The sequence below is a fragment of the Streptococcus australis genome, assembly GCF_901543175.1.
Lineage (GTDB): Bacteria > Bacillota > Bacilli > Lactobacillales > Streptococcaceae > Streptococcus > Streptococcus australis_A.
The window spans coordinates 509,692-536,415 of the sequence record NZ_LR594040.1; the positions used below are offsets into that span (position 1 = coordinate 509,692).

Annotated in this window: 19 protein-coding genes and 1 tRNA gene; 18 read left to right on the forward strand and 2 right to left on the reverse strand. The window is 36.6% G+C overall.

Annotation, left to right across the window (positions count from 1 at the left end; all coding sequences use genetic code 11):
• The first annotated feature begins 226 nt into the window (after positions 1-226).
• The 9 genes from codY to FGK98_RS02665 all read left to right on the forward strand — a co-directional run bounded on the left by codY (position 227) and on the right by FGK98_RS02665 (position 8,652).
• Positions 227-1,015 carry a GTP-sensing pleiotropic transcriptional regulator CodY gene (gene codY / locus FGK98_RS02625; RefSeq protein ID WP_138099905.1) on the forward strand — a complete coding sequence of 263 codons (789 nt, stop codon included), beginning with the start codon at positions 227-229 and terminating at the stop codon, positions 1,013-1,015.
• The gene (locus tag FGK98_RS02630) at positions 1,015-1,590 is read left to right on the forward strand and encodes a cysteine hydrolase family protein (protein WP_138099906.1); all 576 of its coding nucleotides are present in this window, start codon (positions 1,015-1,017) and stop codon (positions 1,588-1,590) included. The genes codY and FGK98_RS02630 overlap by 1 nt, the downstream gene beginning before the upstream one ends.
• Positions 1,591-1,670: 80 nt before the next feature.
• Positions 1,671-1,756: transfer RNA gene (locus FGK98_RS02635), tRNA-Leu, on the forward strand.
• Positions 1,757-2,025: 269 nt separating this feature from the next.
• The gene (locus FGK98_RS02640) at positions 2,026-3,303 is read left to right on the forward strand and encodes an ABC transporter permease (protein ID WP_138099907.1); all 1,278 of its coding nucleotides are present in this window, start codon (positions 2,026-2,028) and stop codon (positions 3,301-3,303) included.
• A 127-nt stretch (positions 3,304-3,430) separates the two neighbouring features.
• Entirely contained in the window at positions 3,431-4,078 is a 648-nt protein-coding gene (gene vex2 / locus FGK98_RS02645; protein WP_000173740.1) for an ABC transporter ATP-binding subunit Vex2, read from the forward strand.
• Positions 4,079-4,128: 50 nt separating this feature from the next.
• Positions 4,129-5,508 carry an ABC transporter permease subunit Vex3 gene (gene vex3, locus FGK98_RS02650; protein ID WP_138099908.1) on the forward strand — a complete coding sequence of 460 codons (1,380 nt, stop codon included), beginning with the start codon at positions 4,129-4,131 and terminating at the stop codon, positions 5,506-5,508.
• Positions 5,509-5,649: 141 nt separating this feature from the next.
• A complete protein-coding gene (gene vncR / locus FGK98_RS02655; protein WP_138099909.1) occupies positions 5,650-6,306 on the forward strand; it encodes a response regulator transcription factor VncR in 657 nt (218 codons plus the stop codon).
• Positions 6,303-7,631 (forward strand): sensor histidine kinase VncS, encoded by a 1,329-nt coding sequence (gene vncS / locus FGK98_RS02660; protein WP_138099910.1) that lies wholly within the window; start codon positions 6,303-6,305, stop codon positions 7,629-7,631. The genes vncR and vncS overlap by 4 nt, the downstream gene beginning before the upstream one ends.
• 139 nt (positions 7,632-7,770) lie before the next feature.
• Positions 7,771-8,652 (forward strand): class II fructose-bisphosphate aldolase, encoded by an 882-nt coding sequence (locus FGK98_RS02665; RefSeq protein WP_001019005.1) that lies wholly within the window; start codon positions 7,771-7,773, stop codon positions 8,650-8,652.
• Between the two features lie 83 nt (positions 8,653-8,735).
• On the opposite strand, the gene FGK98_RS02670 is transcribed toward FGK98_RS02665, so the two are convergent.
• Positions 8,736-9,077 (reverse strand): tyrosine-type recombinase/integrase, encoded by a 342-nt coding sequence (locus tag FGK98_RS02670; RefSeq protein ID WP_241993320.1) that lies wholly within the window; start codon positions 9,075-9,077, stop codon positions 8,736-8,738.
• A 284-nt stretch (positions 9,078-9,361) separates the two neighbouring features.
• Here FGK98_RS02670 and FGK98_RS09955 point away from each other — a divergent pair, with 284 nt between their 5' ends.
• From FGK98_RS09955 to FGK98_RS02710, 9 genes are all read left to right on the forward strand, one after another.
• Complete coding sequence (locus FGK98_RS09955) at positions 9,362-10,159, forward strand: hypothetical protein (protein WP_197733254.1); 798 nt, start codon at positions 9,362-9,364, stop codon at positions 10,157-10,159.
• Positions 10,160-10,216: 57 nt separating this feature from the next.
• Positions 10,217-11,506, forward strand: a complete 1,290-nt coding sequence (locus FGK98_RS09960; RefSeq protein ID WP_197733255.1) for an HsdM family class I SAM-dependent methyltransferase — start codon at positions 10,217-10,219, stop codon at positions 11,504-11,506.
• A gap of 1 nt (position 11,507) precedes the next feature.
• Positions 11,508-13,025: a restriction endonuclease subunit S domain-containing protein gene (locus FGK98_RS02680; RefSeq protein WP_138099912.1), complete on the forward strand. Its 1,518-nt coding sequence runs from the start codon at positions 11,508-11,510 to the stop codon at positions 13,023-13,025.
• Positions 13,026-13,580: 555 nt separating this feature from the next.
• Positions 13,581-14,573: an ABC transporter ATP-binding protein gene (locus FGK98_RS02685; RefSeq protein WP_138099913.1), complete on the forward strand. Its 993-nt coding sequence runs from the start codon at positions 13,581-13,583 to the stop codon at positions 14,571-14,573.
• 1 nt (position 14,574) lies between these two features.
• On the forward strand, positions 14,575-15,393 hold the full coding sequence (locus tag FGK98_RS02690) for an ABC transporter permease (RefSeq protein WP_138099914.1): 819 nt from the start codon (positions 14,575-14,577) through the stop codon (positions 15,391-15,393).
• Position 15,394: 1 nt separating this feature from the next.
• Positions 15,395-16,180, forward strand: a complete 786-nt coding sequence (locus FGK98_RS02695) for an ABC transporter permease (protein WP_138099915.1) — start codon at positions 15,395-15,397, stop codon at positions 16,178-16,180.
• Between the two features lie 431 nt (positions 16,181-16,611).
• Positions 16,612-23,055, forward strand: a complete 6,444-nt coding sequence (locus tag FGK98_RS02700) for a S8 family peptidase (protein WP_138099916.1) — start codon at positions 16,612-16,614, stop codon at positions 23,053-23,055.
• 404 nt (positions 23,056-23,459) lie between these two features.
• Positions 23,460-24,329, forward strand: coding sequence for a DUF6287 domain-containing protein (locus FGK98_RS02705; protein WP_138099917.1), 870 nt, complete (start codon positions 23,460-23,462; stop codon positions 24,327-24,329).
• Positions 24,330-24,571: 242 nt separating this feature from the next.
• The gene (locus tag FGK98_RS02710; RefSeq protein WP_138099918.1) at positions 24,572-24,889 is read left to right on the forward strand and encodes a hypothetical protein; all 318 of its coding nucleotides are present in this window, start codon (positions 24,572-24,574) and stop codon (positions 24,887-24,889) included.
• A 31-nt stretch (positions 24,890-24,920) separates the two neighbouring features.
• On the opposite strand, the gene FGK98_RS02715 is transcribed toward FGK98_RS02710, so the two are convergent.
• Positions 24,921-26,720: an N-acetylmuramoyl-L-alanine amidase gene (locus FGK98_RS02715; RefSeq protein WP_138099919.1), complete on the reverse strand. Its 1,800-nt coding sequence runs from the start codon at positions 26,718-26,720 to the stop codon at positions 24,921-24,923.
• Between the last annotated feature and the right edge of the window lie 4 nt (positions 26,721-26,724).

A 26,724-nucleotide genomic window follows, 5' to 3' on the forward strand; every position in this document is an offset into this window, starting at 1 on the left:
GAAGATGGATAATAGTCAAGGAAAGGTGAGATGGGAAGGGACCTTTAATTCATCTTCTTATAATGTTATAATAACAAAATTTATTTTTGCTGTCAACACAAAAATCCTATTTTTTCTAAAATATTTTTGCTTTTAAAAATTGCAATTCAATAAGCAATTTTCAGATAATTATTGAAATAAAGACTTTTCTATGTTATAATGGAAGCGATTATATGCGAGGTAAAAAATGGCACATTTATTAGAAAAAACAAGAAAAATTACATCAATTTTAAAACGCTCAGAAGAGCAAATGCAGGATGAACTTCCATACAATGCCATTACACGTCAACTAGCAGACATTATTGATTGCAATGCCTGCATTGTCAATAGCAATGGCCGTCTTTTGGGCTACTTTATGCGCTATAAAACCAATACAGACCGTGTAGAGCAGTTTTTCCAAACCAAGACGTTCCCAGATGACTATGTACAAGGGGCAAACATGATCTACGATACGGAGGCCAATCTTCCTATTGAACATGATTTGACCATTTTCCCTGTAGAGAGTCGTGCGGATTTTCCAGATGGTTTGACAACCATTGCTCCCATTCATGTATCAGGGATTCGCCTAGGTTCATTGATTATTTGGCGTAATGATAAGAAATTTGAAGATGAGGATTTGATACTTGTTGAGATTGCAAGCACTGTTGTGGGGATTCAACTCTTGAACTTCCAACGTGAAGAAGATGAGAAAAATATCCGTCGCCGTACTGCTGTAACTATGGCAGTCAATACCCTCTCCTACTCAGAACTTCGTGCTGTTTCAGCTATTTTATCTGAGCTAAATGGAAATGAAGGACAATTGACTGCATCTGTCATTGCAGATCGTATCGGTATTACGCGCTCAGTGATCGTCAATGCTCTCCGTAAGCTAGAGTCGGCAGGAATTATTGAAAGCCGTTCACTAGGAATGAAGGGAACCTATCTCAAAGTATTGATTTCAGATATCTTTGAGGAAGTGAAAAAGAGGGACTACTAATGGCAAAGGCTTTAATCTCGATTGACTATACAGAGGATTTTGTAGCAGATCAGGGAAAATTGACAGCAGGTGCTCCTGCTCAAGCTATTTCTGAGGCGATTGCTCAGGTGACTAGACTGGCTTTTGATCGTGGAGACTATGTTTTCTTCACCATTGATGCTCATGAGGAAGGGGATGATTTTCATCCTGAGAGTAAACTTTTCCCACCTCACAACATCATTGGAACTAGTGGTCGCAACTTGTATGGAAAACTAGCGGATTTTTACCAAGCCCATGCTTCTGATAGTCGTGTCTTTTGGATGGACAAGCGTCACTATTCAGCATTTTCAGGAACGGATTTAGATATTCGCTTGCGAGAACGTCGAGTTGATACAGTCATCTTAATTGGTGTTTTGACAGATATTTGTGTTCTCCATACGGCTATTGATGCTTATAATCTAGGTTATCAAATCGAGGTTGTCAAGCCTGCGGTTGCCTCCATCTGGCCAGAAAATCATCAGTTTGCTCTTGGACATTTTAAGAATACTCTGGGAGCCAAATTACTGGATGAAAATCTTGATGAAATTAAAGAATGATTCCCTTGGAAAAATGAAAAAAATCTGAAAAAAGTGTTGACAAAGATTTTGAAAGTTGATATACTAGTAAAGTAATCGACGCGGGGATGGCGGAATTGGCAGACGCGCAGGACTAAGGATCCTGTGACCGCTTTAGGTCGTGAGGGTTCAAGTCCCTCTCTCCGCATAGGGTAAGAGTTAGCTTTGGCTAGCTCTTTTTATTTTTCTAAAGAGGACTAGAGGAGGTATTTTGGATATCGGAAGCTATTGGCATCAAGAACTATCATTTATAGAATGGAGTCGATTTTTGATTGGTAAAACGTGTTCTAATATGAGGAAAGTTAGCAGTTGCTAGCTTTCTTCATTTTTTCAAAAAATAAATCAAAAAGTTTTTTCGATTTCATAAACATTTCATATTTGGATTTTATAATAGTCTTACAAATATGGAGGTGACAAATGAATCCAATCCAAAGAGCTTGGGCTTATGTCAGCAGAAAACGACTGAGAAGTTTTATTTTATTTCTGATTTTATTGGTCCTATTGGCCGGAATTTCAGCCTGTTTGACTCTGATGAAGTCCAACAAAACAGTAGAAACGAATCTTTACAAATCACTCAATACATCTTTTTCTATTAAGAAGATAGAGAATGGTCAGACTTTCAAGTTGTCAGACCTAGCATCCGTGAGCAAAATTAAGGGACTGGAAAATGTCTCTCCTGAACTCGAGACGGTCGCAAAACTGAAAGACAAGGAAGCGGTGAGTGGTGAGCAGAGCGTAGAACGAGATGATTTGTCCGCTGCGGACAAGAATTTGGTCAGCTTAACGGCTCTTGAGGATTCATCCAAGGATGTCACCTTTACCAGTTCGGCTTTCAATCTAAAAGAAGGCCGACACCTTCAAAAAGGGGATGCTAAGAAAATCCTGATCCACGAAGAGTTGGCTAAGAAGAACAATCTTTCGCTTCATGACAAGATTGGCTTGGATGCTGGACAGTCAGAATCTGGAAAAGGGAAAACAGTTGAGTTTGAGATTGTCGGCATCTTTTCTGGTAAAAAGCAAGAAAAATTCACAGGCTTGTCTTCTGACTTCAGTGAAAACCAAGTCTTTACAGACTATGAAAGTAGCCAGACTCTTTTAGGAAATAGTGAACCTCAAGTCAGTGCAGCGCGCTTCTATGTAGAAAATCCTAAGGAAATGGACGGACTCATGAAGCAAGTGGAAAGCTTGGCCTTGGAAAATCAAGGTTACCAAGTAGAGAAGGAAAACAAAGCCTTTGAACAGATCAAAGACTCAGTTGCAACCTTCCAAACCTTCCTGACCATCTTCCTTTATGGGATGTTGATAGCTGGAGCTGGAGCCTTAATTTTGGTCTTGTCTCTCTGGTTGAGAGAAAGAGTCTACGAAGTGGGAATTTTACTCGCACTTGGAAAAGGCAAGAGCTCAATCTTCCTACAATTCTGTTTAGAGGTAGTTTTGGTATCCCTCGGAGCTTTGCTTCCATCCTTTATTGCTGGAAATGCCATTACCTCCTATCTGCTACAAACTGTACTAGCCAGTGGAGATCAGACAACCTTGCAGGACACGCTGGCCAAAGCAAGTGGTCTATCAACCAGTCTCCTATCCTTTGCAGAATCCTATGTCTTTCTGCTCCTGATTAGTTGCTTGTCTGTAGCCCTTTGTTTCGTATTCTTATTTAGAAAATCACCTAAGGAAATTTTATCATCTATTAGTTAATACTCTTCGAAAATCAAATTCAAACCTCGTTAGTCTTATCTGCAACCTCAAAGCTGTGCTTTGAGCAACCTGCAGCTAGCTTCCTAGTTTGCTCTTTGATTTTCATCGAGTATAAGAAGGAGAAATCATGACTTTATTACAATTGCAAGATGTTACCTACCGTTATAAGAACACTGCTGAAGCAGTTTTATATCAGATCAAGTATAATTTTGAACCCGGAAAATTTTATAGTATCATTGGTGAGTCAGGAGCAGGAAAATCCACTCTCTTGTCCCTGCTTGCTGGTCTAGATAGTCCTGTCGAGGGTTCTATCCTTTTCCAAGGAGAGGACATTCGGAATAAGGGATATTCTTACCATCGCATGCACCATATTTCTCTGGTCTTTCAAAATTATAATTTGATTGATTATCTTTCTCCACTGGAAAATATCCGCTTGGTCAACAAAAAGGCGACTAAGGATACCCTTCTTGAGCTTGGTTTGGATGAAAGTCAGATCAAGCGGAATGTTCTCCAGTTATCAGGTGGGCAACAACAACGTGTTGCCATCGCTCGCAGTTTGGTATCAGAAGCTCCAGTTATTCTAGCTGATGAGCCAACAGGAAATCTGGACCCTAAAACTGCTGGAGATATTATCGAACTGCTCAAATCACTTGCCGAGAAAACAGGTAAATGTGTAATTGTCGTTACGCATAGTAAAGAAGTGGCGCAAGCGTCAGATATTACACTTGAGTTGAAGGACAAGAAACTGACTGAAACTCGCAATACTACTAAATAATATGAGCTTGTTTTGATAGCATTATAAAATCAAATCTAGAAAGGGAACCTATGTTACACAACGCATTTGCCTATGTTACAAGGAAGTTTTTCAAATCGATTGTTATCTTCCTGATTATTCTCCTCATGGCGAGCTTGAGTTTGGTCGGCTTGTCGATCAAGGGAGCTACTGCCAAGGCTTCTCAGGAGACCTTTAAAAATATCACCAACAGCTTCTCCATGCAAATCAATCGTCGCGTCAATCAAGGAACGCCTCGAGGTGCTGGGAATATCAAGGGTGAGGATATCAAAAAAATTACCGAAAACAAGGCCATCGAGTCTTATGTTAAACGCATCAACGCCATTGGAGATTTGACTGGATATGAGCTCATTGAAACGCCAGAAACCAAGAAAAATCTCACTGCAGACCGTGCCAAACGGTTTGGAAGCAGCTTGATGCTTACAGGTGTCAATGACTCCTCTAAAGAAGATAAGTTTGTCTCTGGTTCGTATAAGCTGGTCGAAGGTGAGCACCTAACCAACGATGACAAGGACAAGATCCTCATGCACAAGGACTTGGCAGCAAAACACGGCTGGAAAGTCGGAGATAAGGTCAAACTAGACTCCAATGTTTACGATGCAGACAATGAAAAAGGTGCCAAGGAAACAGTTGAAGTGACAATCAAGGGACTCTTTGATGGTCACAATAAGTCAGCAGTAACCTACTCACAAGAACTCTACGAAAATACAGCTATCACAGACATTCACACTGCTGCAAAACTTTATGGATACACAGAAGACACAGCTATTTATGGGGATGCAACCTTCTTTGTAACAGCGGACAAGAACTTGGATGATGTCATGAAAGAGTTGAATGGCATTAGTGGTATCAACTGGAAGAGCTACACACTCGTTAAGAGCTCCTCTAACTACCCAGCTCTTGAGCAATCCATCTCTGGTATGTACAAGATGGCTAATCTCCTCTTCTGGGGTAGCTTGAGTTTCTCAGTCCTTCTCCTTGCCCTCTTACTCAGCCTTTGGATCAACGCTCGTCGCAAGGAAGTGGGAATTCTCCTCTCTATCGGTCTCAAGCAGACAAGTATCTTGGGTCAATTCATCACTGAATCGATTTTGATTGCCATCCCTGCTCTTGTTTCTGCTTACTTCCTAGCTAACTACACAGCGCGTGCAATCGGAAACACCGTCCTAGCCAATGTTACTTCAGGTGTTGCCAAGCAAGCCAGCAAGGCAGCTCAAGCCTCTAATCTTGGTGGTGGTGCAGAAGTAGACGGCTTTAGCAAGACCTTGTCGAGCCTAGACATTTCCATTCAGACATCAGACTTTATCATCGTCTTTGTTCTTGCTTTAGTTCTAGTCGTTCTTGTTATGGCGCTTGCTTCAAGCAATCTCCTTAGAAAACAACCAAAAGAACTCTTGCTCGATAGCGAATAAAAAACTTGCTACCTATTCTCCCCTAAATGGGGTATAATATAGGTAGCATTTTTATCTGCTTCGTCTTGATAAGGCTTCTTCCAATCAGGGGGAAACAGAGAGATTTACAAGAAATTTAAAGGAATGTGAAACGTTTTTTCTATGAAAGTTTTAATTGTAGAAGATGAGGATATGATCCGTGAAGGAGTCAGTGATTATTTAACGGATTGTGGTTATGAGACTATTCAGGCAGCAGACGGTGAAGAAGCTTTGGAGCAATTTTCAAACTATGAAGTTGCCTTGGTTCTACTGGACATCCAGATGCCAAAACTGAATGGACTGGAAGTTCTGACAGAGATTCGTAAGACTAGCCAGGTCCCTGTTTTAATGTTGACTGCCTTTCAGGATGAAGAATACAAGATGAGTGCCTTTGCTTCGCTAGCAGACGGCTATCTAGAAAAACCCTTCTCCCTCTCCCTTTTAAAAGTGAGAGTAGATGCGATTTTCAAGCGCTACTATGATACGGGGCGAATCTTCTCCTATAAGGATACCAAGGTGGACTTTGAGAGCTACAGTGCAAGCCTAGCAGGTGAGGAAGTGGCCATCAATGCCAAAGAGTTGGAAATTCTGGACTATCTGGTAAAAAATGAAGGCCGGGCCTTGACTCGTTCTCAGATTATCGATGCTGTCTGGAAGGCGACAGATGAGGTTCCCTTTGACCGTGTCATTGATGTTTATATCAAGGAACTGCGGAAAAAGCTAGACTTGGATTGTATCCTCACTGTGCGCAATGTTGGTTATAAATTGGAGCGAAAATGAAACGAACAGGTTTATTTACAAAGATATTTATCTATACTTTCTCGATTTTTAGTGTTCTGGTCGTCTGTCTTCATTTAGCCATTTATTTTCTCTTTCCCTCGACTTATCTGAGTCATCGTCAGGAAACCATTGGTCAGAAAGCAACAGCCATTTCCCAGTCCCTAGAAGGAAAGGATAGGCAAAGTATCGAGCAAGTATTAGACTTGTATTCCCAGACTAGTGATATCAAGGGGGCCGTCAAGGGAGAGATGACAGAGGACAAGTTAGAAGTAAAGGACAATCTTCCTCTGGACACAGACCGCCAGACCACCTCTCTCTTTATCGAGGAGCGTGAGGTGAGAACGCAGGATGGTAGTACCATGACTCTGCAATTTCTAGCTTCGATGGATTTGCAAAAGGAAGCAGAGCAAATTAGCCTCCAGTTTCTTCCCTATACCTTGCTGGCATCGTTTTTGATTTCCCTCTTGGTAGCTTACATCTACGCTCGAATCATTGTTGCACCGATTTTGGAAATCAAGCGGGTGACCCGTCGGATGATGGAACTAGATGCTCAAGTGCGATTGCGCGTGGACTCTAAGGATGAGATTGGTGATCTCAAGGAACAAATCAATAGCCTTTACCAGCATCTTTTGACTGTCATTGCCGATTTGCATGAGAAAAATGAAGCCATTCTCCAGCTTGAGAAGATGAAGGTTGAATTTCTACGAGGAGCCTCTCATGAGCTGAAAACCCCTCTGGCTAGTCTCAAAATCCTAATCGAAAATATGAAAGAAAATATTGGTCGTTACAAGGATAGAGACCACTATCTGGGAGTTGCCTTGGGGATTGTGGACGACCTTAGTCACCACGTTCTTCAGATTCTTTCTCTTTCTTCGGTTCAGGAATTGCGAGAGGAGAAGGAGAACATTGACCTACTCCAAATGACGCAAACTCTGGTTAAGGATTATACTTTACTAGCCAAGGAAAGAAAAGTTCAGATAGACATTAGCCTAACCCATCAGCAGGCTTACATAAACCCATCTGTCATGAAACTAATCCTATCGAATCTCATCAGCAATGCCATCAAGCACTCCACTCTAGGCGGCTTGGTCCGCATCGGGGAGAGAGAAGGGGAACTCTTTATCGAGAATAGCTGTAGTCCTGAAGAACAAGAAAAACTGGCCCAGTCTTTTTCTGGCAATGCTAGTCGCAAGGCCAAGGGTTCAGGAATGGGACTCTTTGTGGTCAAGAGTCTATTAGAACATGAGAAATTACCTTATCATTTTGAGATGCAAGATGATCGTTTGACCTTCTTCATGCGTTATCCTAAAGTCGTGCAAGACTAGGGGAAAGAAAAGGTTTACATTGCTTTAATTGTAAGAAATTCAATCTAAAGTATGGGAAAAACTAGCTTTTTTTGTCAAAAAGTGATAAAATGAACAATGTAAATGGGATGTCCCAAAAAATATATAGGAGGCCTGACAAATGGCAATCGTTTCAGCAGAAAAATTTGTCCAAGCAGCTCGTGACAACGGTTATGCAGTTGGTGGATTTAACACAAACAACCTTGAGTGGACTCAAGCTATCTTGCGCGCAGCAGAAGCTAAAAAAGCTCCAGTTTTGATCCAAACTTCAATGGGTGCTGCTAAATACATGGGTGGTTACAAAGTTGCTCGCAACTTGATCGCTAACCTTGTTGAGTCAATGGGTATCACTGTACCAGTAGCTATCCACCTTGACCACGGTCACTACGAAGATGCACTTGAGTGTATTCAAGTTGGTTATACTTCAGTTATGTTTGACGGTTCACACCTTCCAGTTGAAGAAAACCTTGAAAAAGCTCGTAAAGTTGTAGAATTTGCTCACGCAAATGGTGTATCAGTAGAAGCTGAAGTTGGAACTATCGGTGGTGAAGAAGACGGAATCATCGGTGATGGTGAATTGGCTCCAATCGAAGATGCTAAAGCAATGGTTGCAACTGGTATCGACTTCTTGGCAGCTGGTATCGGTAACATCCACGGTCCATACCCTGCAAACTGGAAAGGTCTTCACCTTGACCACTTGCAAAAATTGACAGAAGCAGTTCCAGGCTTCCCAATCGTATTGCACGGTGGTTCAGGTATCCCTGATGACCAAATCCAAGCAGCTATCAAACTTGGTGTTGCAAAAGTTAACGTTAACACTGAATGCCAAATCGCATTTGCTAACGCAACTCGTAAATTTGCTCGTGACTACGAAGCAAACGAAGCAGAATACGACAAGAAGAAACTCTTCGACCCACGTAAATTCTTGGCTGACGGTGTAAAAGCTATCCAAGCATCAGTTGAAGAACGTATCGACGTATTCGGTTCAGAAGGTAAAGCTTAATAAGCTTGTAAAAGCTTGATATAACAGGGTTTATCCGATTTGGATAACCCTTTTTTCTTTGTTTTGTCACAAATTTGCCACACTTATTTTGTTAACGAATCTAATACGGGAAGGATTAGATCTTTTGTTTTTTGCGTAACGTGCAAATAGATATCGGTGCTACGACTTCCTCGTGTATGTCCAACACAATCTTGAATTGCTCCGAGTGGGATTCCTTGCTCAGCTGAAAAGCTGATATGTGTGTGACGAAAAATGTGAGTTGAAATATGCTTATTGAAACTTATTTTATTATCAATATCAATTCCTACTCGTCTTGGTTTACCGTTTTTATTTAACTTTCCATTTTCAGATGAGTTTAAGAAATTATTTAGAATACTATAATTCAGAGGCTTCTTGTTGTAATCTGGTTTATGAATGCTTTTCAAGAGTGAGTCAGTATCAAGAAGGATTGCGAGAAGTAAACTAATTGGAGGTCATTCTACTGGCGGACTGGAAGGTTTAAAATGATTGATTTGTTCTTATTTGCCCAATCAGTCAGTCCGATTCAGACTAAATAAGGAGAATGCAAAAGATGGACGGAACCATTATTTTCTCTTAACTCTTAATAAGTAGAAAAATAGATTCCACAGGAAATTTGTTTAGTTATTTAGAAGTTAATTCGGAAAATAATGTATAATAGTATTAATTGAAATGTTATGAGGTACAAAAAATGAGTTTATTTGGAAAATATAAAGAAGAATTTGATAAAAAATATGGAACATCAGAAACTTTTGTAGCATTCTTGCCAGAACATTTAAAATATAATAAAGTTGTTGAATTGAGAAAAAAAAATGGAAGTAGTAATGAACAGTATTATAAGTGGCAGTTTTTATATTCCATTGTTAATTCAGGAATGTATGCAAGAGATTTTATCGGGACTGAAGTTCAGTTTCCAAAAGGCAACAAAGACTCAGCACCTATCAAATTAGATGCAGCTATCTTTGATGATATTGAATGGTTTGGTCATTATCAGAAATATTGGCAGAATAACGATTTAGATAGTCTAGAATGGCTTAAACAGCATTTATTAGTTGCTTTAGAATTTAAAAAAGAGGATGCAAAAAATGTAGCTGAAGTTTGGGATAAACAACTTAAATCTTACATGAATGAAAGCAGAAAAGATCCTTGTTTTGGTGTTCTTTATGATACAGAAAGACTTTTTTTATTTAAGAAAGAAGAAAAATCATTTGTAAGATATAGTGATGAATATAATGTTAAAGGATTAGCAAGTAAAACTTCAGAGTTATCTTTACTTGTGCCGGATCCATATGTCAACCTTCCTGATTTTAATACTTTGATATCAAAAGGGCATAGTAAAAAAATTGATATAACTAGACAAAAAATCAAGGATTTAGAAGTAATCTCGGGTATCCAATCAATTCAAATAAATAATTCGATGAGTAGTATTTTAAAAATGATGGATAGAGTGGGATTGGTAAATCAGAAAGGGTTTGAAATATTAATATAAATCTTAACTCTAAAAATATTTGATGAAAAGGCAAATGAGAAGAATTCCAAAGAATTCTTGGACTTTTATGTAACCACAAGTGAGGTAGATTATAAGTCTCTATCTGATTCTGGTATTCAAAATTTTATTAAAAGAATTTCTTCTTTAAAGGAAAAAGCAGAAGGACAATACTATAGGATTCTTAAAGATAACGCTATAGATTTTAAGGAAGAGTCCCATATAAAAGTTTTGATAGAAATTGTACGTCAATTTCAAAATTATACCTTTATTAAATCTCATAAAACGGACCTATACCAATTAGTCTTTTATCAGTTTGCTGCTCCATTTGCAAAGGAGCAGAATGCACAATTTGTTACACCGCTACCACTCATTGATTTTTTAGTAAAAATAGTGAATCCTAGAAAAGATGAGTCAGTAATTGATCCCACTGTGGGTATTGCAGACTTTCTATCAGTGTCTTATGTAAATTCTAATAGTAAGCTTGATGATAATAATATTTTTGGAATGGATATTGATGAGCAAATGGTAATGTTAGCAACACTGAATATGTTGTTAAATGGAGATGGCAATGCTAAAATTGTCGCAAAATCTGGGAATGGATCTCTATTATCAAAGTTTGATGTTTCAGGAAATATTATAGATCTAGTTCCTTCAATGAATAAGGATGGAAATTGGGATGACCGCCCAGATAATACAAAATTAAAGAAGTTTGATGTTGTTTTGACTAATCCTCCATTTGGTGATAACAGAGCTTTTAAACCAACTGATAAAAAAGAAGTGGAAATGTTAGAATGTTATGAAATGTGGAATTTATACAGTACAGACAATAAAGGAAAGAAAAAAGCAACTTCAAAAATTGATTTAGGTGTTCTATTTTTAGAAAATGCCTACAGAATATTAGCCGAACAAGGCAGGATGGGTATTGTACTCTCAAATTCGATTGCAAGTATTGATACACATAGATTAGCTAGAGAGTGGCTTATGAAAAAGATGAGAATCGTAGCAATTTTTGATTTACCAGCGAATGTATTTGCTGAAACAGGAGTGAATACAACAATTATTGTAGCTTATAAGCCGACAGAAGATAGATTAGAACAATTGAAAAATCAAGATTATCAGGTGTTTTTTAAACCGATAAAAAAAGTTGGGTATGAGGTTGTTACTTCCAATAGAGTAAAGCGTTTTTCACAAACTTATAAAATAAATCCTGAAACATTTGAGGTGGAAATTGATAATGAAGGTAATGCAATTATAGATGAAGATTTCACATCAACAATTTTAGAGTTTAAAGAATGGTGTTTAAGCCAAGAAAAAGATCTACAAGATATTTTCGTAAAGGAAAAGTAAAATGCAGAAAAGATATACGATTACTCCTGAGTTTATAAAATTCTCTGATATCAATAAAGACGACTTTATCCTTTCGTCATCACTATACGAAAAAGTTAATTTTAAAAATACAAATGGTATTTTTCTTAAGGAGTTATTATCATGTTCTTTAAGTAATGAATTTAAAGGTAGTGATGTTGGATCAGACAACTATGTAGATCAATCTCCATACACTTTTTTAAGAACGAAAGCTCTTCAAGATTTTAACTATTTACCAGATTTTAACAAAGAGTCTCTATTAAGGATTAAACCGTCGAGTTTTAAAGAAATGAATTTAAAAAAGGGAGATTTAATTTTATCAAAAGATAGTAATATAGGTGAGATTACTATTTTAGATGATGATTACCCCAAAATGATGATATCAAGTGCTATGTATAAACTTCCTATTGAGAAAGATAAATACTATATTTTTGCATTTATTAAACATTCCGCTTTTAGAGAACAGTTAGATTTACTTGTTCCCAAAGGTGCGACTATTAGGCATGCTAAAACCTTGTTTTTAGAATGTTCCATTATATTTCCAAAGAAAAATAGAGAAAAAATCATTGATTATATAGAAACGCTTGTTAAGTCTGTTATTAAAAAAGAAAAGCTTATAAAAATAAAACATGAGAAGATTTTGCATAGTATAGAGAATGAAATTGCTAGCAATCAAAAGGACGAAGTATTTACCTTCAGCCAACCAACTATTAGTGAATTAAAAAAGAAAAATAGGTTAGACACTAATTTATATGGATCTTATTTTAAGGAAATAAACTTTAAAATTAAAAATTATAAATATGGCTACTCAACTCTTAAAGAATTAGGGTATGAGTTATCAAGAGGACAAAATTTACAAATATCGAATATAGGAAGAAGTATCTACTCAAAGAGATATAGATCGAATTTTTATGAATTGATGTTACCTAAGTTTTTATCAAAATATGGGACAGTAAATAAAGTGGAATATCTGGGAAATTCAAATAAGCTAAAAATACTTAAAAAGGGGGAGTTGATTTTTGGTGCAGAAGGGTTTGAAAAGGGAAGGTCAATAGTAATAATCGATGAAAAAGAAAAGGTAATTACAAATATCCATGGTATTACTATCAGAAAGAAGAGAGAACAAAACCTAAAACAAGCGATATTTATAAAATGTTTTCTCGATTTTCTAAGAAGTAAAGGAGTAATTGATTTATTTGCTGTAGGTGGTAATGGAGGTAGTTTAGCTCAAAAATACTGGGATGAGATCTATTTCCCAAATCTTAGCGAAATAGTACAGGATACAGTAAGTAACTTGTACCATAATCCTGAAGCACATTATAACAAAGAATTTGATATGGCTACATTTTACCAAATAGATGAAGAATTTAATTCTAAAGCTGGTATTTATGAGCTAGATAAATCAATGAAGTTGATAAAGAATAAAATAGATGAGGTTATTGACGCAATTGTTCAAGATAATGATCCTCAATTAACATTTGATTTTTTGAAAACAATTTAATTACGAAGAGATATAAGATTTATTCTATCGTATCAGCAACTGTCTCATTTATTCAATTTTAATCAGACTCATTCAATGATTTGAAATAAAAGTGATATAGAGCCTTTGCATATTGATATAACCAATTTTAAAATCATTTGAAATGAAACCGTTTCAAACTAAGTTTTACAAAGAGATAGAGTTTAAACTGAATATAGTACGAAAAATAAAATAAATTTTAAATCAGAATGTAGATAACCTTATTAACAATTAAAAATGGACTTTTTCTTTAATTTGATTTAAATGTCTATGTTCCTTTAGAGGTAAAAGTGGTAGTATAGTAAGGAGATGAAATTTTATTTTTCTTATACTCTTCGAAAATCAAATTCAAATCACGTCAGCTTCTCCTTGCCTTATATATGTTACTGACTTCGTTAGTTCAATCTACAACCTCAAAGCTGTGCTTTGAGCAACATGTGGCTAGTTTACTAATTTGCACTTTGATTTTCATTGAGTATTAGTTTGGATAGGAAAAATAGCTTAAAATATTAATCGAAGAAAAGGATGGCATGAGATATGGCAATGATAGAAGTGGAACATCTTCAGAAAAATTTTGTGAAGACAGTGAAGGAACCAGGTTTGAAGGGGGCTTTGCGCTCCTTTATTCATCCTGAAAAGCAGACATTTGAGGCGGTCAAGGATTTGACTTTTGAAGTTCCAAAGGGGCAGATTTTAGGATTTATCGGGGCAAATGGTGCTGGGAAGTCAACAACCATTAAAATGCTGACAGGAATTTTGAAACCGACGTCTGGTTTTTGTCGGATTAACGGCAAGATTCCGCAAGACAATCGCCAAGATTATGTCAAGGATATTGGAGTGGTCTTTGGGCAACGCACCCAGCTATGGTGGGATTTGGCTCTGCAAGAGACTTACACGGTTTTGAAAGAGATTTACGATGTGCCAGACTCGCTCTTTCATAAGCGCATGGATTTTTTGAATGAAGTCTTGGATTTGAAGGAATTTATCAAGGACCCCGTGCGGACTCTTTCGCTTGGTCAACGAATGCGGGCGGATATTGCCGCTTCCTTGCTTCACAATCCCAAGGTTCTCTTTTTAGATGAGCCGACCATTGGTTTGGACGTTTCGGTCAAGGATAACATTCGTCGGGCAATTACTCAGATCAATCAGGAGGAAGAAACAACCATTCTCTTGACCACTCACGATCTGAGTGATATTGAGCAACTCTGTGATCGGATTTTTATGATTGACAAGGGGCAAGAGATTTTTGATGGAACGGTGAGCCAGCTCAAGGAAACCTTTGGCAAGATGAAGACTCTCTCCTTTGAACTGGTACCAGGTCAAAGTCATTTAGTCTCTCACTTTGAAGGCTTGCCTGATATGACCATTGATAGACAAGGAAATAGTCTAAATATTGAATTCGATAGTTCCCGCTACCAGTCGGCTGAGATTATCAAGCAAACCCTGTCTGATTTTGAAATTCGCGATTTGAAGATGCTGGATACGGATATTGAGGATATTATCCGTCGCTTCTATCGAAAGGAGCTCTAAGATGGTCAAATTGTGGAGACGTTATAAACCCTTTATCAATGCAGGGGTTCAGGAGTTGATTACCTATCGAGTCAACTTTATTCTTTATCGGATTGGCGATGTCATGGGTGCTTTTGTGGCCTTTTATCTCTGGAAGGCGGTCTTTGATTCCTCGCAGGAGTCTTTGATTCAGGGCTTCAGTATGGCGGATATCACCCTCTACATCATCATGAGTTTTGTGACTAATCTTTTGACTAGGTCGGATAGCTCCTTTATGATTGGGGAGGAGGTCAAGGATGGTTCCATTATCATGCGCTTGTTGAGACCGGTGCATTTTGCAGCTTCTTACCTCTTTACGGAACTTGGATCCAAGTGGTTGATTTTTATCTCTGTTGGACTGCCATTTTTAAGTGTCATCGTATTGATGAAAATTTTATCTGGGCAAGGGGTTGTAGAAGTGCTAGGATTAACCATCCTTTATCTCTTTAGCTTAATCCTAGCCTACCTGATCAACTTTTTCTTTAATATCTGCTTTGGGTTTTCAGCTTTTGTTTTTAAAAATCTATGGGGTTCCAATCTACTCAAGACTTCTATAGTGGCCTTTATGTCTGGAAGTTTGATTCCCTTGGCTTTCTTTCCAAAGATCGTTTCAGATATTCTGTCCTTCTTGCCTTTTTCATCTTTGATTTATACTCCAGTCATGATTATTGTTGGAAAATACGATGCCAGTCAGATTCTTCAGGCGCTTTTGCTACAGTTCTTCTGGCTCTTGGTGATGCTTAGCTTGTCTCAGTTGATTTGGAAACGAGTCCAGTCTTTCATTACCATTCAAGGAGGTTAGGATGAAAAAATATCAACGCATGCATCTGATTTTTATCAGACAATACATCAAGCAAATCATGGAATACAAGGTGGATTTTGTAGTTGGTGTTTTAGGTGTCTTTCTGACTCAAGGTCTAAACCTCTTGTTTCTCAATGTACTCTTTCAACACATCCCATCGCTAGAAGGCTGGACCTTTCAAGAAATAGCCTTTATCTACGGTTTTTCCTTGATTCCCAAGGGATTGGACCATCTCTTTTTTGACAATCTTTGGGCTCTAGGTCAGCGCTTGGTGCGAAAGGGAGAATTTGACAAGTATCTGACTCGGCCTATCAATCCTCTCTTTCACATCCTGGTTGAGACTTTTCAGATTGATGCCTTGGGTGAACTCTTGGTCGGAGGCCTTCTGCTAGCGACCACGGTATCTAGCATTGCTTGGACTCTTCCAAAATTCCTGATTTTCCTAGTCTGTATTCCTTTTGCGACCCTGATCTATACTTCCCTGAAAATCGCGACAGCCAGTATCGCTTTTTGGACCAAGCAGTCAGGAGCCATGATTTACATTTTTTATATGTTTAATGACTTTGCTAAGTACCCGATTTCCATTTACAATTCGCTTCTTCGTTGGTTGATTAGTTTTATCGTGCCTTTCGCCTTTACAGCCTACTATCCTGCCAGCTATTTCTTGCAGGACAAGGATGGACTCTTTAACATTGGTGGGTTAATTGTGATTTCCCTTGTTTTCTTTGTCATTTCTTTGAAACTCTGGGATAGGGGCTTGGACGCCTACGAGAGTGCTGGATCGTAAGAGTTAAATAGGATGAGAGTTAAAAATTAAATATGTTAAAAAACAACCGTTGAAAATTATTGCGGTTGTTTTTGCATGTTTATTGAGGCATAAATTGTATCATTTCCCCCCTTTTTGAGATTTCGGTAGTTATTCAAGTTGATTGATAATATTTTTGATGGTACGAATGAGTTTATACTGTACCCAGTTAACTACAAAATTTATTGACTAGATTTTTTGTTAATACGGATTAAAAAAAAAATTAAGTAGTGTTAATTTTTCTTGACTTAAATTTTTTAAATGATATACTATTTTTCAGAGAGCTATCAATTATATATAAATGTACTACTCTATCCCACTAGATAATACTTCATAAAACTTTTTATAACAAAGGCTAGCAAAGTTAAAGTTTTCTATCTATTGGAAGTTAAATAAATATGTAAGGAATTAAAATGAAAAAAAGTACGGTATTGTCATTAACTGCAGCTGCAGTTATTTTAGCAGCATATGTCCCCAATGAGGTAGTGTTAGCAGACACATCTAGCTCTGAAGATGCTTTAAATATCTCTGATAAAGAAAAAGTAGTAGTAGATAAGGAAACAGAAAATAAAGAGAAACATGAAGATATTCATAATGCTATAGAAACTTCAAAGGATACTGAAGAGAAAAAAACAACAGTTATTGAGGAAAAGGAAGTTGTTAGTAAAAATCTTGAGATAGGTAATAAAACTAGTAATGAAGAAGCCAAAATCAAAGAAGATTTCGATCAAACCAAAAGAGAACGTGCAGATTCATTTGTAAATAAAGACACAGAGAATCCGAAAAAAGAAGATAAAATTGTCTATATTGCTGAATTTAAAGATAAAGAATCTAGAGAAAAAGCGATCAAGGAACTATCAAATCTTAAGAATACAAAAGTTTTATATACTTATGATACAGTTTTTAACGGTAGTGCCATAGAAACAACTCCAGATAACTTGGACAAAATTAAACAAATAGAAGGTATTTCATCAATTGAACGATCACAAAAGGTCCAACCAATGATGAATCATGCCAGAAAGGAAATTGGAGTTGAAGAGGCTATCGATTACCTAAAGTCTATTAATGCTCCATTTGGTAAAAATTTTGATGGTAGAGGTATGGTCATTTCAAATATCGATACCGGGACAGATTATAGGCATAAGGCCATGAGGATTGATGATGATGCTAAAGACTCAATGAGATTTAAAAAAGAAGACTTAAAAGGTACTGATAAAAATTTCTGGTTGAGTGATAAAATTCCTCATGCTTTCAATTATTATAATGGTGGTAAAATTACTGTAGAAAAAGCTGATGATGGAAGCGATTATTTTGATCCACATGGGATGCATATTGCAGGGATTCTAGCGGGAAATGATACTGAAAAAGATATCAAAAACTTTAACGGAATAGATGGAATTGCACCTAATGCACAAATTTTCTCTTATAAAATGTACTCTGACGCAGGATCTGGGTTCGCAGGGGATGAAACAATGTTTCATGCTATTGAAGATTCAATCAAACACAATGTCGATGTTGTTTCGGTATCATCTGGCTTTACAGGAACAGGTCTTGTAGGTGAGAAATATTGGCAAGCCATTAGAGCATTAAGAAAAGCAGGCATTCCAATGGTTGTAGCTACGGGTAACTATGCGACTTCTGCTTCAAGTTCTTCTTGGGATTTAGTGGCAAATAATAATCTGAAAATGACCGACACTGGAAATGTAACACGAACTGCCGCACATGAAGATGCAATAGCAGTTGCTTCTGCTAAAAATCAAACCGTTGAGTTTGATAAGGTTAACATTGGAGGACAAAGTTTTAAATACAGAAATATAGGGGCTTTTTTTGATAAAAATAAAATCCTGACAAATGAGGATGGGTCAAAAGCTCCAAATAAATTAAAATTTGTATATATAGGCAAAGGTCAAGACAAAGATTTGATAGGATTGGATCTTAAGGGCAAAATTGCAGTAATGGATCGAATTTATACCAAGGATTTAAAAGATGCTTTTAAACGAGCAACGGATAAGGGTGCACGCGCCATTATGGTTGTAAATACTGTAAATTACTACAATAGAGATAATTGGACAGAGCTTCCAGCCATGGGATATGAAGCGGATGAAGGGACTAAAAGTCAAGTATTTTCAATTTCAGGAGATGATGGTGTAAAGCTATGGAATATGATTAATCCTGATAAAAAAACTGAAGTCAAAAGGAATAATAAAGAAGATTTTAAAGATAAATTGGAGCAATACTATCCAATTGATATGGCAAGCTATAATTCTAATAAACCGAATGTAGGTGACGAAAAAGAGATTGACTTTAAATTTGCATCTGACACAGACAAAGAACTGTATAAAGAAGATATCATCGTTCCAGCAGGGTCTACATCTTGGGGACCGAGAACAGATTTACTTTTAAAACCTGATGTCTCAGCACCAGGTAAAAATATTAAATCTACTCTCAATGTCATTAATGGTAAATCAACTTATGGCTATATGTCAGGAACTAGTATGGCGACTCCAATCGTAGCAGCTTCTACTGTTTTGATTAGACCGAAGTTAAAGGAAGTGCTTGAAAGACCTGTATTGAAAAATCTTAAGGGAGATGACAAGATAGACCTTACAAGTCTTACCAAAATAGCTCTACAAAATACTGCACGTCCTATGATGGATGCGACTTCTTGGAAAGAAAAAAGTCAATACTTTGCATCACCTAGACAACAGGGAGCAGGGCTAATTAATGTTGCCAATGCTTTGAGAAATGAAGTCGTCGCAACTTTCAAAAACACGGATTCTAAAGGTTTGGTAAACTCTTATGGTTCTATTTCTCTTAAAGAAATAAAAGGAGATAAAAAATACTTTACAATTAAGCTTCACAATACATCCAACAGACCTTTAACCTTTAAAGTTTCAGCATCAGCGGTAACTACAGATGTTCTAACTGACAGACTAAAACTGGATGAAACATACAAAGACGAAAAATCTCCAGATGGGAAGCAAATTGTTCCAGAAATCCACCCAGAAAAAATTAAAGGAGCAAATATCACATTTGAGCATGACACTTTCACTATAGGCCCAAATTCTAGCTTTGATTTAAATGCAGTTATAAATGTTGGGGAGGCTAAAAACAAAAATAAATTTGTAGAATCATTTATTCATTTTGAGTCAGTGGAAGAAATGGAAGCTCTAAACTCCAACGGTAAGAAAATAAACTTCCAACCTTCTTTGTCGATGCCTCTAATGGGATTTGCTGGGAATTGGAACCACGAACCAATACTTGATAAATGGGCTTGGGAAGAAGGATCAAAATCAAAAACAATGGAAGGTTATGATGATGATGGTAAACCAAAAATTCCAGGTACCTTAAATAAGGGGATTGGTGGAGAACATGGTATAGATAAATTTAATCCAGCAGGAGTTATACAAAATAGAAAAGATAAAAATAGAACATCCCTAGATCAAAATCCAGAATTATTTGCTTTCAATAACGAAGGAATCAACGCACCATCATCAAGTGGTTCTAAGATTGCTAACATTTATCCTTTAGATTCAAATGGAAATCCTCAAGATGCTCAACTTGAGAGAGGATTAACACCTTCTCCACTTGTATTAAGAAGTGCAGAAGAAGGATTGATTTCAATAGTAAATACAAATAAAGAGGGAGAAAATCAAAGAGACTTAAAAGTCATCTCGAGAGAACACTTTATTAAAGGAATTTTAAACTCTAAAAGAAATGATGCAAAGGGCATTAAATCTTCTAAGCTAAAAGTTTGGGGTGATTTGAAATGGGATGGACTCATTTATAACCCTAGAGGTAGAGAAGAAAATGCCCCAGAAAGTAATGACAATCAAGATCCTGCTACTAAGATACGAGGACAATTTGAACCGATTGCAGAAGGTCAATATTTCTATAAATTTAAATATAGATTAACTAAGGATTACCCATGGCAGGTTTCCTATATTCCTGTAAAAATTGATAATACAGCCCCTAAGATTGTTTCGATTGATTTTTCAAATCCTGAAAAAATTAAGCTAATCACAAAGGATACTTATCACAAGGTAAAAGAGCAATACAAGAATGAAACGTTATTTGCTAGAGATCAAAAAGAACATCCTGAAAAATTTGATGAGATTGCAAACGAGGTGTGGTATGCTGGCGCCGCTCTTGTTAATGAAGATGGAGAGGTTGAGAAAAATCTTGAAGTAACTTATGCAGGTGAGGGTCAAGGAAGAAATAGGAAACTTGACAAAGACGGAAATACCATTTATGAAATTAATGGTGCGGGAGATTTAAGAGGAAAAATCATTGAAGTAATTGCATTAGATGGCTCTAGCAATTTCACAAAGATTCATAGAATTAAATTTGCTGATCATGCAGATCAAAATGGAATGATTTCGTATTATTTAATAGATCCTGATCAAGATTCATCTAAATACCAAAAGCTTGGAGAAATTCCTGAATCTAAATTTAAAAATTTAGAAAATAGAAAAGAGGACAGTCTTAAAAAAGATACAACTGAGGTAGAACATCATCATGAAAATGAAGATTCTATCGAAGAAAAATCTAGCTTTACTATCAATAAAGCCATTTCAACAATTAGAGATTTTGAAAGCAAAGACTTAAAGAAACTCATTAAAAAGAAATTTAGAGAAGTTGATGACTTTACAAGTGAAACTGGTAAGAGAATAGAGGAATACGATTATAAATACGATGATAAGGGGAAGATCATTGCTTATGACGATGGTAGTGCCTTACAATATGAAACTGAAAAACTTGACGAAATCAAATCAAAAATTTATGGTGTTCTAAGCCCATCTAAAGATGGACACTTTGAAATTCTTGGAAAGATAAGTAATGTTTCTAAAAATGCTAAGGTATACTATGGAAATAACTATAAATCTATAGAAATCAAAACGACCAAGTATGATTCCCATTCAAAAACGATGACCTTTGATTTATACGCTAATATTAATGATATTGTGGATGGATTAGCTTTTGCAGGAGATATGAGATTCTTTGTTAAAGATGATGAACGGATAAAAGCTGAGACTAAAATTAGAATGCCTGAAAAAAATAAGGAAACTAAAACAGAATATCCCTATGCATCAAGTTATGGGAATGTCATAGAATTAGGGGAAGGAGATCTTTCAAAAAACAAACCAAACAATTTAACTGAAATGGAATCTGGTAAAATCTATTCTGATTCAGAAAAACAACAATATCTGTTAAAGGATAACATCATTCTAAGAAAAGGCTATGCACTAAAAGTGACTACCTATAATCCTGGAAAAACAGATATGTTAGAAGGAAATGGGGTCTATAGCAAGGAAGATATAGCAAAAATACAAAAGGCCAATCCTAATATAAGAGTCCTTTCAGAAAAAATAATTTATGCTGATAGTAGAAATGTTGAAGATGGAAGAAGTGCTCAATCAGTATTAATGTCGGCTTTGGACGGCTTTAACATTGTAAGGTATCAAGTGTTTACATTTAAAATGAATGATAAAGGGGAAGCAATAGATAAAGATGGAAATCTTGTAACAGATCCTTCTAAACTTGTATTATTTGGTAAGGATGGTAAAGAGTACACTGGAGAGGATAAGTCCAATGTAGAAGCTATAAAAGAAGATGGCTCTATGTTATTTATTGATGCAAAACCAGTAAACCTTTCAATGGACAAGAACTACTTTAATCCATCTAAATCTAATAAAATTTATGTACGAAATCCAGAATTTTATTTAAGAGGTAAGATTTCTGATAAGGGTGGTTTTAACTGGGAGTTGAGAGTTAATGAATCGGTTGTAGATAATTATTTAATCTACGGAGATTTACACATTGATAACACTAGAGATTTTAACATTAAACTTAATGTTAAAGACGGTGACATCATGGACTGGGGAATGAAAGACTATAAAGCAAACGGATTTCCAGATAAGGTAACAGATATGGATGGAAATGTTTATCTTCAAACTGGCTATAGCGATTTGAATGCGAAAGCGGTTGGTGTACACTATCAATTTTTATATGATAATGTTAAACCAGAAGTAAACATTGATCCTAAGGGAAATACTAGTATCGAATATGCTAACGGAAAATCTGTAGTCTTTAACATCAATGATAAGAGAAATAATGGATTCGATGGCGAGATTCAAGAACAACATATTTATGTAAATGGAAAAGAATACAAATCATTGGATGATATTAAACAACTAACGGATAAGACACTAAATATTAAGATTGTTGTAAAAGATTTCGCAAGAAATACGACTGTAAAAGAATTCATTTTAAACAAAGATACGGGAGAGGTAAGCGAATTAAAACCTCATACGGTGACTGTGACCATTCAAAATGGAAAAGAAATGAGTTCAACGATAGTGTCGGAAGAAGATTTCATTTTACCTGTCTATAAGGGTGAATTAGAAAAAGGATATCAATTTGATGGCTGGGAAGTTTCTGGTGTCGAAGGGAAAAAAGATGCTGGCTATGTTATCAATCTATCAAAAGATACCCTTATAAAACCTGTATTTAAGAAAATAGAGGAGAAAAAGGAGGAGGAAAATAAACCTACTTTTGATTTATCGAAAAAGAAAGAAAAAACACAATCTGATTCAACTAATGATGTCAACAGTATTGTTTCTGATGAAAATGATAAAAACTTTGAAATTAACAAGAACGTTTATCTAAATGAACAAGGGAACGTAACTAATAAAAATACAGACACCAATAGTAAATCAACTATTAACAATCCTAATGAGTTACCAAAAACCGGAACAGCAAGTGGAGTCCAGACGCTATTAGCTGCCGGAATAATGTTTATAGTAGGAGCTTTTCTTGGATTGAAGAAAAAAATCAAGATTGAGACAAAGTTATAGAAAATAATGGTTTATGTACTGAGATTAGATAGTGAGGTGATGACATAGTTTTGTGAAAATATTGATTTATAAATATAGTATTTAGATTTCTATGAAAATCCGAGATTTTAAAGAGATATATGTAAAAGCCTTGTCTTAGGACAGGCTTTTTCTAATGGAGATGGGTTCTGTTTCAAATCCATTTCTTCGGATTATAAAAAATATAATTACAAACAGAAGTTTATATTTTGTGGTATAATGTATTGTAATAAATACTTGTTTTGATACCAATCTAGGAACGATTGAATCTGAAATTATTCTAGAAATTTTTGCTTAGATTTTTTTAAAAAATTATAAAAGTTCATGGATAGTAACGAATGAGGTCTCGCAAGCTTGGCTGAATATAAATCAAAAAGGAGAAAATTATGAATAAGAAAGAACGGGAAAGACAATTTGAAGAGATCAATGGACGTAAGCGGTCTGAATTAAAGTTGGCTCCAAATAAAAAAATAAAAATCTATATTGGCATAGCACTCGCTGTTTTAGTTACTCTCATCTTGGTAAGTCTTTTCTCATATTCTCTGATTGGAAAGAAAGAGTCAAATCAAGCATCGTCTTCAGTTTCAACTACAGAGACAACAAGTCAAATGTCTACAAGCCAAGGAAAAACGGATGAGACTGATAAGGATAAACAAGAGGAAATTCAAAAACTCAAGAATCAACTGGCTGATTTGGATACCAAGATTACTGAAACAGAAGCACTTGTTAGCAAGCTAAAGAAAGAAATTGCTGTTCCAAAACTAGATATTGAAGCAATCAAGAACAATGATTTGTCCAGTTTAGAAGGCACTTGGCGTAGTCAATCTGGCAATGAATATATCATTAAGAATTCTGGAGAAGTAGATGCGACTTGGTTTACAAATGATCAAAAGTACGAATCTGTAGTTGGATTAAAGGTATCAAAAGGTCAAGATAGTCGTAACCCTGAGACAGCTTCTCTCAGTGCATGGGTAAAAGATTCTGTTGCTGGAGGATTTGTAGTAGTTGTTGTTCCAAGTGGGGTTGTTATGCAAGCTGGTGATGATGGAAAGATTACGGATAAAAGCAATCATGTGGAGGAAAGACTTTTTTCTGGACAACAATATGAAGCGATGTTAATGAAACCAGAAGATGTTTATTATCGTGTGAAACCAGATACCAGTAAACTTGAGGAAGAAGAAAAGAACTTAGCTCAACTGCAAGCTGATCGAGAAGCAATCAAATCTTCTCTAGAGTCTAAGGAAAAGAAAAACTAGTTTAGAATCAACCTTTAGATTATCATAGTTCAGAACTGCTCTTGTACTCGACAAAATCAAGAAGCTCAAATGAGCTTCTTTTCTTTTATCACTACTATTCAACCACTTAGACCGAGATATAGACCAGATAGACAAAAGGGCTTGTTCTTGAAAAACCCCTCTGTTATAATGTTTTTTGTAAGGGATGTGAGGGGTCAGTATTAGACAACTCAGGTCAGTAAAAAAGAAAATGGAGACAAAAAATGAAAAAATTATTGGGAATCGTATTTTTAGTAGCTGCAGCAGTTGTACTGTATTTCGGCTATGTTGGATGGCCAAGTTTGGATGTCAACCTCTGGTCACTCATTCCGGTAGGATTATTCCTCTATTTCACTCTAGAAAATCTTTTGAAAAAAGACTATAAGGCTAGTCTGATGTGCCTTATCATTGCCTTTATCATTGCAAATGCTATTTTTGATATTTTGCCAATCTCAAGTGGTTTGGTGATTGGTGCAGGAGTGCTAGCTTGTGTAGGACTTGGCTATCTCTTTCCTGATAAAGATAAAAAAGAAGACAAATAACAAAGTCTCGAGGTTTCTCGAGACTTTGTTTTTATTTACCAGCGTAATATTTTTGGATTCCTTTCACAATACCTGCGACTAGTCTATCTTGGTATCGATCATCACGAATACGTTGGTTTTCTGTGAAGTTATCCATATAACCAAGTTCAAGGAGGACGGCTGGTTTAGCTGTTTCACGTAGTACGGCAAAGCTACTTTCCAATAAACCAGCATCCTTGGCCCCTGTTTCTGCTAGAAGAGAGGAGTGGATAGCAGCAGCAAGGCGTTTGCTTTCACTCATACGATCAGGGTGGTTGTGCCAGTATTTATTAATCTTGCTTGGATAATCAGGTTCATCACTATAGGAGTAGGTTTGAATACCGCTCGCTTTTGAGTGAATGTTTCCAGTAGCATTGAAATGGATACTGATAAAGATATCAGAGTTGGTTTTATTTACCATTCTTGAACGCTCAGTCTTAAAATCAACATCGATATCACTGTCACGTGATGTGAGGACAGTATAACCTAATTCTTCTAGTTTCTTACGCAGTTTGCGGTAGATTTGCATGTTGAGATCTTTTTCAGCTACATTGTAGTAAAAGGCGCCGGAATCTCGACCACCATGCCCAGGATCTAGGAAGATGGTTTTGCTGTATTGACCTTTTACAAATCCACCTTCTGTTGAAACTTCAGAAATCCATTGGCCGTATTTTTGGAACAAATGTTCCTTTCCATCTATCTTGTAGGTCCCTGATACATAATGTCCGCTATCGTCCAAATAGTAACGAGCCTTGTAATCGTCGTCGTAAATCCACTCATTCTTGGCCATATAGCCACCAGACTTGAGATAGTAGGCTCCAATCCATTCACGAGCCGCATAGGTTCCATCCGCTTTTAGATAGAACCAGCTGTTGTAGGCCTTATCAAAGATCCACTCTTTTTCAGCCATGGCTCCACTAGATTTGAGGTAGTAGCTTCCTTTCCATTTATTGGAAAGCATAACTCCATTTTGTTCAAAGGCGTACCAAGTTCCCTTGATTTTCTCCCATTTGTCTTGGCTATATTTCCCATATTCATTAGCGTAATACCAATTTTGATCAATCTTCACCCAGGAGTTTTCCGCCATAGCCCCGCTACTGCCGAGCAGGTAAGCACCAACGGTCGTTTTGCTCAGCATCACGCCGTTTTTGTCAAAATAATACCAAGAACCGTTTACTTTTTCCCATTTGTCTTGCGAAATTCTGCCAGATGGTGTGACATAATACCAATTTTGGTCAACCTTCACCCAGCCATTGTCCGCCATAGCCCCGCTTTTAGTAAGGAGATAACCATCAACGATTGTCTGGCTGAGCATGACACCATCTTTGTCAAAGTAGTACCAATCTCCTCCGATTTTTTTCCATTTTTGCTGGATGATTTTTCCAGACTCACTGGTATAGTACCATTTCCCTTCAAGAGCCACCCAACTATTTTCTACCATGACCCCGTCTTTATTGAGAATATAGCCATCAAAGATAGTATCGCTGAGTCGATTTCCCTCTTGGTCAAAATAGTACCACTTATCTTGAATTTTTTTCCATTTGAGGACAGGCTGATTGTTTTCATAGAAACGCCACTGCTTGTTTTCTTCCTGCCATCCTTCTTTTTTAGGGGCTTCTTCTTTTGCCTTGTCTTTTGGAAGTGTTGCAACCTCCTCTTCAGTTTTAGTTGAAAGATCTTTCTTATCTTCCTTAGAGTTACTTTGTTCGGTGGTAGCAGGAGGATTAGCATTGCTTTCCTCTGCGTAGATAGGTGCTTGGGTCAATCCTGCCATTGAAAGGACAACAGCACTTGCCAATATAAACTTTTTCAACGAT